At 36.6% G+C, this 11,175-nt stretch carries 9 protein-coding genes; 1 reads left to right on the top strand and 8 read right to left on the bottom strand.

Annotated features, from left to right (window positions below; translation table 11 throughout):
* Positions 1-168: 168 nt before the first annotated feature.
* The 8 genes from OPU68_RS02250 to OPU68_RS02215 form a co-directional block, all read right to left on the bottom strand.
* A complete protein-coding gene (locus tag OPU68_RS02250) occupies positions 169-1,425 on the bottom strand; it encodes a serine hydrolase domain-containing protein (RefSeq protein WP_498472328.1) in 1,257 nt (418 codons plus the stop codon).
* A gap of 112 nt (positions 1,426-1,537) precedes the next feature.
* The gene (locus tag OPU68_RS02245; protein WP_498472327.1) at positions 1,538-2,470 is read right to left on the bottom strand and encodes a 2-hydroxyacid dehydrogenase; all 933 of its coding nucleotides are present in this window, start codon (positions 2,468-2,470) and stop codon (positions 1,538-1,540) included.
* Positions 2,471-2,527: 57 nt separating this feature from the next.
* Complete coding sequence (locus tag OPU68_RS02240) at positions 2,528-3,049, bottom strand: acyl-CoA thioesterase (RefSeq protein ID WP_498472326.1); 522 nt, start codon at positions 3,047-3,049, stop codon at positions 2,528-2,530.
* Positions 3,021-3,698 (bottom strand): HU domain-containing protein, encoded by a 678-nt coding sequence (locus OPU68_RS02235; protein WP_498472325.1) that lies wholly within the window; start codon positions 3,696-3,698, stop codon positions 3,021-3,023. The genes OPU68_RS02240 and OPU68_RS02235 overlap by 29 nt, the downstream gene beginning before the upstream one ends.
* A 93-nt stretch (positions 3,699-3,791) precedes the next feature.
* Positions 3,792-4,463 (bottom strand): T9SS type A sorting domain-containing protein, encoded by a 672-nt coding sequence (locus OPU68_RS02230; protein WP_498472324.1) that lies wholly within the window; start codon positions 4,461-4,463, stop codon positions 3,792-3,794.
* Between the two features lie 159 nt (positions 4,464-4,622).
* The gene (locus tag OPU68_RS02225; protein WP_498472323.1) at positions 4,623-6,725 is read right to left on the bottom strand and encodes a TonB-dependent receptor; all 2,103 of its coding nucleotides are present in this window, start codon (positions 6,723-6,725) and stop codon (positions 4,623-4,625) included.
* A gap of 220 nt (positions 6,726-6,945) precedes the next feature.
* Positions 6,946-7,614 carry a WG repeat-containing protein gene (locus OPU68_RS02220; RefSeq protein WP_498472321.1) on the bottom strand — a complete coding sequence of 223 codons (669 nt, stop codon included), beginning with the start codon at positions 7,612-7,614 and terminating at the stop codon, positions 6,946-6,948.
* Between the two features lie 16 nt (positions 7,615-7,630).
* Complete coding sequence (locus OPU68_RS02215; protein WP_498472320.1) at positions 7,631-8,056, bottom strand: DUF2752 domain-containing protein; 426 nt, start codon at positions 8,054-8,056, stop codon at positions 7,631-7,633.
* A 279-nt stretch (positions 8,057-8,335) separates the two neighbouring features.
* On the opposite strand from OPU68_RS02215, the gene OPU68_RS02210 reads away from it, so the two are divergent.
* A complete protein-coding gene (locus tag OPU68_RS02210) occupies positions 8,336-11,116 on the top strand; it encodes a bifunctional aconitate hydratase 2/2-methylisocitrate dehydratase (RefSeq protein ID WP_498472319.1) in 2,781 nt (926 codons plus the stop codon).
* The last annotated feature ends 59 nt before the right edge of the window (positions 11,117-11,175 follow it).

The following is an 11,175-nucleotide window of genomic DNA, read 5'->3' as shown; positions in this document are numbered from 1 at the left end:
ATGCTTTTCTCTTTCTAAATTTAATATTTTCCCAATCATATTTTATTATTACAAATCTAAAGGAACGGAGCTCTTTTCTTTATCGCTGCCTGAGCGATAAAGAAAAAAGCGGGAACCCTTCGACAAGCTCAGGATAAACTACAGGCGGATAAAGGCGCCCAAATAATTCTACAATTCTCCGTTTCCTGCCGCTGCTGTATCTTTTTCAGCGCCAATTGGATTCATGGTCTTATTGAATTTCTCCATCTCGAAAGGGAAATCTTCAAACAATCCTGAAAGCGATAAAGCGGAATAAACTTTCCCTGAATATTTGTTTCCAATCGCAATGATCGTGACTTTCGATTTTAGAAGATGTGCAAAAACCGAGTTGGTTCCGTGCCACCAGCCATTGTGATACGTGAGTTTTTCGCCATTATCAAAATTCTTCATTCGGAATCCGAAACCGTAATTGTTGATTCCTTTTTTCTCATTGCTGTACGGTTCGAAAATCTTAGCTTCGAGTTCCGGCTTCAAGAAATCTTTGGAATATAATGCGACAGAGAAATTAAGCAAATCTCTTGGCGTTGTGTACACGTTTTTGTCACCGTAAATCAAATCCAGTTTATCTAACGGGTAAAGTCTGTAACCACTGAAAAACGATTGTGAAGCAGTCGGAACATCTTTCTTTTGGAAAATGTAAGTATGTGTCATCTTCAAAGGTTTGAAAACAATTTCCTGCATGGCTTCGGGAAAAGGTGTAGCGGTTACTTTTTCCACAATCAAAGCGAGAAGCGCAAAGTTTGTATTGCAATACATAAATCCGGTGTTAGATAATCTTGCAAGATCCGGCTTGTATTTTATCAGCATATCCACAACGTCCCGATTGGTAATGAATTCTTTTTTAAGTTCTTCCGGAGCAGGTTTTATTCCCTGATCGAAATGTTCGTATTTTGGAAGTCCGCTTCTTTGAGATAACAAACTGAAAACAGTAATTTCGGGATAAGGGAATTTTGGGAAAAATTTGGTAAGATTGTCTTCGAGTTTTATTTTTCCGGCTTCTACCAATTTCAAAACTGCCATTGCCGTCATTGTTTTACTGACTGATGCTACGTGAAGCGGTGTGTCTGCGTCTATTGGCATTTGCTTGCCTTCTCTCCCAAATCCTCTGTAATTTTCGAAGATAATTTTATTGCCTTTTGCCACTAAAATTCCGCCGCTAAGATCGCCCTGTTCCCAGACTTTCTGGTAGTAATTATTAATCTGCGATACAATTGCAGCTTGGTTGGCAAAGGTTAATTCTTCCGGAGTGAAAACTTTGTTGAGATCTATATTACCGAAGTTCGGAAGTTTGGAATCGTAAGTTTCTGTTGGAGTTTCCTTTTCTTTTTTACAAGATAAAACAGATATTGCTAATAAAACCGGTGTAATAATTTTTCTAAAATTCATTATAATCCAAACTTCGTTAAGACACGCAAGTTAACATAAAATGAAATTTTGACCGAGCGGAATTGTCTTAAGAAATGTTAAATAAACCAATGAAATTCTAAGATAGTCGAACCTACTCAGAGAAATCTGCAATGATTTTATCTACAATGACCTGAGCCAATTTAACTTTACTTTGATGAGTCCAGCCTGCAATATGCGGCGTAACAATCACTTTTTCAGAATTTAAAAGAAATTGCAAATCCTGATTTTTTGTTTCCAGATTTTCAAAAGATGACTTTTCGTATTCCAAAACATCAAGGCAAGCGCCAAGAACTTTTCCATTTTCAAGCGCTTGTACTAAAGCTTTAGTTTCTAAATTTTTTCCTCGAGCTGTATTAATGAAATAGAAATTATTTTCCATTTTAGAAATAAAATCTTCATCAATCAAATAATGAGTTTCGGATGTCAAAGGAATATGAAGGCTGAGAATATCTGCTCGTTTTTGAAGTTCTTCAAGAGAAACCTGAGTAGCGAACTCATCGGAAAGATTTGGAAGAATGTCGTGAAAGATAACCTCAACTCCAAAACCAGAAAGTCTTTTAGCCGTAGCTTTTCCCATATTTCCATAACCGATGATTCCGAAAGTTTTTCCAAGCAATTCATCACCGCGGTTTTCTTCCCGTTTCCAGATTCCGTTTTTCACTTCGTTGGAGGCGATGAATAATCTGTTCATTAAAATTAATAACATGCCTACAACATGTTCCGCAACAGAATCTCGATTTCCTTCTGGAGAATTGATTAATTTGATTCCAAATTTGTTTGCAGTTTCCAGATCGATATTTTCCATTCCTGCTCCTACCCTTGCAATGAATTTGAGATGAGAAGCTTTCGTGAGGAAATTTTCGTCCAACGGAATTCGACTTCTGATGATTATACCTCCATAATTATGAATTTTTTTTAAAACCTCATCATAATTAGAAATATGATCTTCTTCTACCACAAAACCATTTGCAGTCAATTGATCTGAAATTAATGGATGATTTTTATCGAGCTGAAGGATTTTCATTGTATTTGATAAAATTAGATGTAAAAAAAGGGCTAATCAAAGCCCGTTTATATTTTATTACTGCTCTCCCAAGAATAATTTTTTGAGCTCTATAGAATCTGTTGGCTTCATTCTCCCGGACAGGATTAACGATAATTCCTTTCTTCTCAGTGCAGCTTCGTATCTTTCAATTTCCAGTTCTGTTTCCGGCTCAAGTTGCGGAATTGGAATTGGGCGGTTGAACTCATCTACAGCCACAAAAGTATAAATACCTTCGTTGGTCTGAATTTTTGTCTGATTAATCGGGTCATCCAACCACACATCTACATAGATTTCCATAGATGTAGAAAATGCTCTGGAAACTTTGGATTCCAAAACCACAATTCCACCTTCGGGAATGGGATGATTAAATGACACGTGATTTACAGAAGCCGTTACAACTCTTCTTTCGCAATGTCTTGTGGCTGAGATAGATGCAGCACGATCCATTCTTGACAATAGTTCGCCACCGAAAAGATTTCTCAAAGAATTGGTTTCGTTGGGCAAGACGATGTTCGTCATTACCGTAAGGCTATCTGCTGACTTTTTGGATTTTTGCATTCGTTGTTTGTTTTAAACTGTCTTGTCTTGTGGAATCTTGTTTGGGAATTACTAAAACTTTTTTAGGCTCGTCTTTTTTGACAATTTTCTTTGACGGAATCTGTGAGGATTTACCAAATATCAACTGCCGATCTCCGAAAAGGAAAAGTGCGGCGGATCCTATAATAATTAAACCGACGAATGTCCAAATCACATTTTTGTTAAAAGAATAGTCTTCGGACACAGAATTCTTACTTGAAACCGGATTCTTCAATGCCTTGATATTGATAGCTTCCAGGCCGTAAACGTCATCGCTGTCTTCACTAATTTTGATGATGTTATTCTGATCATCAAACTGAAACTGTCCAATATTTTCCAGCTTCAGATTGTGTTCTGATTTTAATGTCTGAAACCATTTTTCGACTTCGCTTTTCAGATTTTTCTGAGCAGTAACAAGGTCTGTTTTAATTTCATCCGCAAGATAATTGGCAAGAAGGTCAGAATCCACACTCTTATACTGGAAATTTACGATCTCCTTTGGTGGGATGATGATAGAATTCTCTGCATCAATTTTTGCAGATTCTTTTGTAAGTTCGAAAACTCCAAAATCCGGAACTTCTGCTTTGCGATGCTTCAGAAGATATTGATATAGATAATGCTCAAGATTCATTTGGCACAAAACTACATAATTTTTGAGGTTATAGAAAATATAAAAGCTTGCTTTTTACGGCAAGCTTTTGAATTTGATATGAATAATTAAGGTCTAGTTTGCAAATTTTACAACTTCGGAAACATTATTGCCGGAAATCTGTACCAGAAATAATCCTTTTTCAGAAATATTCAAATCGATTGGATTTCCGTTGGCGTTCACTTTAAGTGTTTTGATCACTTTACCTCCGAAATCATAAACCGTAAGATCTATATTTCCTTTTGCAGAAGTAAATAACTTACCGGCAGTAACCTGAGATTTTGATTTTCCGCCAGCCTCAGAAACAGCTAAAGTTGGAAGCGTTGTTGGTCCCTGAACGGAAGAATCACCAGATTGTTTCGTGGCACCATTCTGCTGATCCTTGAACACAATTCCTATCTTTTGAACGGTAGTTCCTGCAGCAACCTTGTTATTGCTATTGGTAAACATCTTAGAATTTAGATCAATAGTTCCCACATAAGCATTTGCTGTAGAATCCCAATTCATTGTTACGTTAGAATTGCTCCAGGCATCATCATAAGACATATTCGCAGAGTTGTCCGCTGAAAGAATCCATGTATGAACATAAAAAGTTGGAACTTGGAACCCGGGATCATAAAACGTATAATCATTGGATGCACCATAAGTTAATTTAAAAACACCCGCACTCACGATTTGGGTAGTAAGCTGTGCAGACACAGCTACACTTGCAACTAAAGCAAGTGCTAAAGAATAAAATTTTCTCATAAATGTTAATTTTTAAGGTCTATATAAATTCGTTCTTGCCTTCTCACAATAGCACTATGAACGTAATGTAAAACTAACATTAATTTTAAATTAACAAATAAAAAAATGATATTTTAGCCCTAAACTATATTAACTAATTGATAATCAAATATAAAAAATTTAATTAACCTTAATAGAAACGCCAAACATGAAGTTAATTCCGGCTTGCGAGAAGTAATATGGTCCACTGAAACCGTTGTTGACATACTTCACATCTGTGAAATTATTTAATAAAAATCTCAAAACCACTTCATTTTTTTTGAAAGGCAATTTATAGGAAACATTAAAATCCGGAACCAAATAATCTTCCAACTGGTTCACTTTGTCTCCGGAATTGTCTAGGAATTGTTTTCCTACATACTGTGCTGCAACACCAAGATTAAAATTCTTAAAAGGAGAATAAGTGACATTTCCGTTTGCAATTACATTTGGAGAAAAGGAAATGTCTGTTTTCCCGTAATTTACCAAACCTTCATCGGTTTCAGAAATGAATTCTTTATTCTTATTGGAACTCAAAGTGGTGTTTGCAGACAATTGTAATTTATTAGAAAACTTGGCTAAAACCCCTAATTCAATGCCGGCTCTGTAACTTTTCCCGCTATTTGTTCTAATGAATTCACCAACATTATTGATCTGGCCATTCAAAACTAATTGATCTTCGTAATACATATAATATGCGTTTGCAGTGAAAGCCACCTTTCCAACCTGCTGCTCCAATCCTGCTTCGAAGTCGTGAAGCGTTTCTGCTTTCGTATCAGGATTAGCGAAAAGATCGTCCCTGTTAGGTTCGCGATGGGCGTTGGCATAAGATAAAAATACTTTTCCGTTTTCTATATTATAATTAACGCCTGCTTTCGGATTGAAAAACGTCCATTTTCTCTCAAGATCTGCACCTTCAGAATCGCCAGCCAATAAAATTTTGGTATCATAATCAATATTCCTCAACTGTAGGTCTCCGAAAATTTCAAATTGACCTAGTTTATAAATAGCCTTTGCAAAACCGGAAACTTCGTTTTTCACAGAACGGTTTCTGTAATATTCTGATTCTTTAATTTCTGGCAAAAAAACGCCTGTTACATTTCCGAAATGCCTTCCGTAGTACTGGTTGGCAACCGCACCAACATTAATATCAAGATCACCAATCTTTCCATACAAAGTTGAGATCACACCATAGAAATCATTATCCAGCCATTTCTTTCTGATGAAATCCGAATACTCTTCTTCTGCGCCGTTTACGACTTGGTTTGGCAAATTGTACCTCGCAAAAGGATCGCCCTGTTTGTAATTTTCATAATAACCTTTTCCTTTTGTATAATGCGCAGTTGTCTCGAGTTTCCACTCATCTGAGAAACGCTGATTCCACAAAAACTGATAATGATTTTGTCTGTAATTATCTGTCTCGTTATCATAATATCCTGTGATGCTTTCCCAGTTGGCATCGTAGATTGCTCCGGAATAATTGAATCTTGGATTTGTTTCCCAGGTTGCTTTGTCAATTCCATTCCATGCTTGATAAGTTTTTTCTTTTCCGCCGAAAGCCAACAATCTCAACTCTGTATTTTTCTCCTGAAACAAGGCCGAGAAATTATAAGAATGAAGATCTGAAAAAGCCCTGTCAATAAAACCATCTGAATGGATGCGCGTGTATCTTCCCATTACAGACAATCGGTTTTTCCAAAACTTCCCGGAATTGACCTCGGCAGAATATTTGTACGTGTTGAATGATCCATAAGAATCATCCGTTCTCACAGAAAAAGTGTCCGCAGGATCTCTGGAAATCACATTCACACTCGCTCCAAAAGCAGAAACACCATTGGACGAACTCCCAACACCACGCTGAATCACAATTTGTGAAGCCGAACTCGTCAAATCCGGAACGTTCACGAAGAAAGTCCCCTGAGATTCGGAATCATTATAAGGAACACCATTCAGCATTACATTGATGCTTGTTCCCGCAGTTCCTCTGATCCTTAAACCTGTGTAACCTACTCCATTTCCTGCATCGGAAGTGGAAACAACCGACATTTGATTTTTCAAAAGAATTGGCAGATCCTGACCCAGATTTTTGTCCACAAGATCTTTTTCGACATTAATGATTGATTTCGCAACCGGCGTTCGTTTTGTAAATTCTACAGCTTTGATGCTTGTAACTTCTACAGAATCTGTAGTTTGTGAAAAATAGAACGGAGCGATGAACACTCCTAAAAAAAGTAAACCTTTCATTCTTAAAAAATTTTGTTTGTTAAAATTATTTTAGAATAAAAGGGGCGACGTTGAATTAACAATGAAGAATTTATAATGAAGAAATTAATTTTTAATTCTTAATTTTTCATTAATAAAGTATCCCTAAACAGCATTATCTGTTCCAGGTTCATTGGGTATAATCTCAGCTTGTTACAGCACCCCTTAAATTTCTGACTGCGAAATTACAAATATTTTCGAATTAATAGGCTTTATTATTTTTATCAACATAAAAATAATTTTTCCCATCCCTTGAAACTTCAAAGAGATTGGCCGTTTTCCACGAAAAATTAGCTTTGATATCATTATAAACAAAAGGTATTATGATCTTATTCTGCTTATCTACAATTCCAAATTTATCATTCTTGACAGCGATAATCATTGGGTTTTCCCGGTCGCTTTCCAACACATACAACATCTGATATTGAGGATAGATATCAAAGTCTTTGTAACCTCCGACATCTATATTTTGTTTGCTTACCAGACCATACATTCCATTTAAAACAAAAGCTTTGTATTTGTACGCTTCGTACGGTTGCAGGCACTTTCCCAAATCAGAATTTTTGTATTGATAAACACGAAACCCCGCTTTATTAATCCTGTAAGAAATCTGATCTTTTTCTACTGTTGCATAGTCTGCTGAGCCAAAAATCCTGACATCTTCGTTTGGGGAATTGAGAAGATTGCAATCTTCTGAAAAAAACATCGCAATGTGATACTCCGGCGTGATAACAATATTACCATTCTGGTCAACGTAACCCGCTTTCTGATTAGTTTTTTGTGGAATTAGGGAAGGCAAAAGATCTTCCCTCATTTGAGAGGAAGCCAAAAGGAAACAGCATGTAAAAATCAAGCTTAATAATTTCTTCATCGCGTTTTTGTGTTTTTTAAAGACTTAAAATAAAATCTTTGTAAAAGTGTGTGTTTTTCAGCAGCGAAAATACTAAAACTATTATTAACAATAAATAAACAAAAAATTTACTTTTTATAAATCGTGTAAAGCGAGATTTTAGTTTTTCATTTTCCGAAAAATTGATTATTGAAATAATGATGATAAAAGGGATAGAAATAACAAAAAGAGGATTCAATTTGAAAGCTTCTGAAAACCTGAAATGCAACAATTCATGAAACGCTCTCTGAACACCACAACCAGCACATTCATAGCCAGTAATTGTCTTCAGCGGACATTTGAGGAAATAACCGCTTTTTGAAGGATCAATAAAAAAATAAAGACAAATCAAACACGTAAAAAACACACAAAAAGCAATTTGTTTTTTATTATTTTTAATTAATGTATTGATTTTCAAAATCATAATGTTTAGTAACTTCAATTTGTAAAGTAAAAATTAATTTGATGAAAATAGATAATATAGATAAATTAAATGTAATTTATTCTGAATCTAAATTAATCCAATCGTTTAAAAGCGTATAATTTCGTAAATTTGTGCGGTTTAAAAAGGGTCGAAACCTTCTAAGCCACGACTTTTAATAGAAGCCGGAATGCAACAAACAAATATGTAGAATTACAGTTGATTCAGATTGTTAACAACTGTTTATAAATCTACCTTTAACATTTAAAAGAATTTCTATTTATGAATATTTACCAGGATTACATCCAAGAGATTGAAGAAAGAAAAAACCTGGGTCTTCACCCGAAGCCTATTGACAGTGCAGAATTACTAAGCGAGATCATTTCTCAAATCAAAGATTCAGACAACGCACACAGGGAAGACTCTCTTAACTTTTTCATCTACAACGTTTTACCGGGAACTACGAGTGCAGCAACCGTTAAAGCTGAGTTTTTAAAAGAAATTATCCTTGGACAATCCGAAATTCTGGAAATTTCTCCTGCTTATGCTTTCGTATTATTGTCCCACATGAAAGGCGGACCTTCAATCAGAGTATTATTGGATTTGGCTTTAGGTAATGACGAAAACATCGCAAAACAAGCAGCAGAAGTTCTAAAAACTCAGGTTTTCCTTTACGAAGCAGATACAGATCGTCTGAAAGAAGCTTTCCACAACGGAAACGCAATCGCAAAAGAATTGATTGAAAGCTACGCACAAGCAGAATTTTTCACAAAACTTCCGGAAGCTCCGGAAGAAATAAAAGTGGTAACTTATATTGCTGGAGAAGGTGACATCTCTACAGATTTACTATCTCCGGGAAATCAGGCGCACTCAAGATCTGACCGCGAACTTCACGGTTTATGTATGATGACGCCAGAAGCTCAGCAGGAAATCAAAGCTTTGCAGGCACAACATCCTGACAAAAGTGTAATGCTAATTGCTGAAAAGGGAACAATGGGTGTGGGTTCTTCCAGAATGTCAGGGGTAAACAATGTCGCACTTTGGACAGGAAAACAAGCAAGTCCATACATTCCATTCGTCAATATTGCACCAATTGTAGCTGGAACAAACGGTATTTCTCCAATTTTCTTAACGACCGTTGATGTAACCGGAGGAATTGGAATCGATCTTCAAAACTGGGTAAAAAAAGTTGATGCTGAAGGGAATGTGATTCGTAATGAGAACAACGAACCAATTCTTGAAGAAGTTTACTCTGTTGCAACCGGAACCGTTCTTACCATTAATATCAAAGAAAAAAAATTATACAACGGTGATCAGGAACTGAAAGACATTTCTAAGTCATTCACGCCTCAGAAAATGGAATTCATCAAAGCTGGTGGATCTTACGCCATCGTTTTTGGTAAAAAATTACAGACTTGGGCCTCAAATATCTTAGGGATTGAAATCCCTACCGTTTATGCACCATCGAAAGAAATTACTAAAGAAGGTGTGGGTCTTACGGCTGTTGAAAAAATATTCAATAAAAATGCAGTTGGTGTAGCACCAGGGAAATTATTGCACGCAGGTTCAGACGTTCGTGTGGAAGTTAACATCGTTGGTTCTCAGGACACAACTGGTTTGATGACCGCACAGGAATTGGAATCAATGGCAGCAACAATCATCTCTCCAATCGTTGACGGTGCTTACCAATCCGGTTGTCACACTGCTTCAGTTTGGGACAAAAAAGCGCAGGCAAACATTCCAAGATTGATGAAATTTATGAATGATTTCGGTTTGATTACTGCTCGTGACCCGAAAGGCGAATACCACGCAATGACAGACGTTATTCACAAAGTTTTGAATGATATTACGATTGACGAATGGGCAATCATTATTGGTGGAGATTCTCACACAAGAATGTCCAAAGGTGTTGCTTTCGGAGCTGATTCAGGAACTGTTGCTTTGGCATTAGCGACTGGTGAAGCATCTATGCCGATTCCGGAATCTGTGAAAGTCACTTTCAAGGGCGATATGAAAGCGCATATGGATTTCCGTGATGTGGTTCACGCCACTCAATTGCAGATGCTTCAGCAATTTGGAGGAGAAAATGTTTTCCAGGGAAGAATTATCGAAGTTCACATCGGAACGCTTCCTGCTGATCAGGCATTTACATTTACAGACTGGACTGCAGAGATGAAAGCAAAAGCTTCAATCTGTATTTCTGAAGACGATACTTTGATCGAATCTTTGGAAATTGCAAAAGGCAGAATCCAGATTATGATCGACAAAGGAATGGATAACCATCTTCAGGTTCTTCAAGGTTTGATTAATAAAGCAAATAAGAGAATTACTGAAATTAAATCCGGTGAAAAACCAGCTTTAACACCAGATTCAAATGCAAGCTACTACGCAGAAGTTGTAGTTGACCTTGACGCCATTGCTGAACCAATGATTGCCGATCCGGATGTAAACAACGAAGATGTTTCCAAAAGATATACGCACGATACAATCAGAGATCTTACTTTCTACGGAGGGAACAAAAAAGTAGATTTAGGTTTCGTTGGATCTTGTATGGTTCACAAAGGCGATTTAAAAATCGTTTCCCAAATGCTTAGAAATATCGAAAGACAAAATGGTAAAGTGGAATTCAGTGCGCCATTGGTTGTTGCGGCTCCTACTTATAATATCATCGACGAACTGAAAGCGGAAGGTGATTGGGAATTATTAGAAAAATATTCCGGTTTCGAATTTAATGATAACGCTCCGAAAGGCGCGGCTCGTACAGAATATGAAAATATGATGTATTTGGAACGTCCTGGTTGTAACCTTTGTATGGGAAATCAGGAAAAAGCGGAAAAAGGAGATACCGTTTTAGCAACTTCTACCCGACTTTTCCAGGGAAGAGTGGTTGAAGATTCTGAACGTAAAAAAGGAGAATCTCTTTTGGCTTCTACTCCGGTTGTAGTACTTTCTGCGATTATGGGAAGAATTCCTAACATCGATGAGTACAAAGCAGCTGTTGAAGGTATCGACCTGACCAAGTTTGCACCGCCAATTAAAGAATTGGTTGCAGTTGGGCACTAATTAATTTGACGACAAGTAAGTCTCAGGACTGTTTTTAAAATAATATAAATTGAAAGATC

It is taken from the genome of Chryseobacterium sp. TB1-D10, assembly GCF_059803555.1.
The sequence above is the reverse complement of the archived record's forward strand: the minus strand, read 5'-3'. Positions and strand labels throughout refer to the sequence as shown.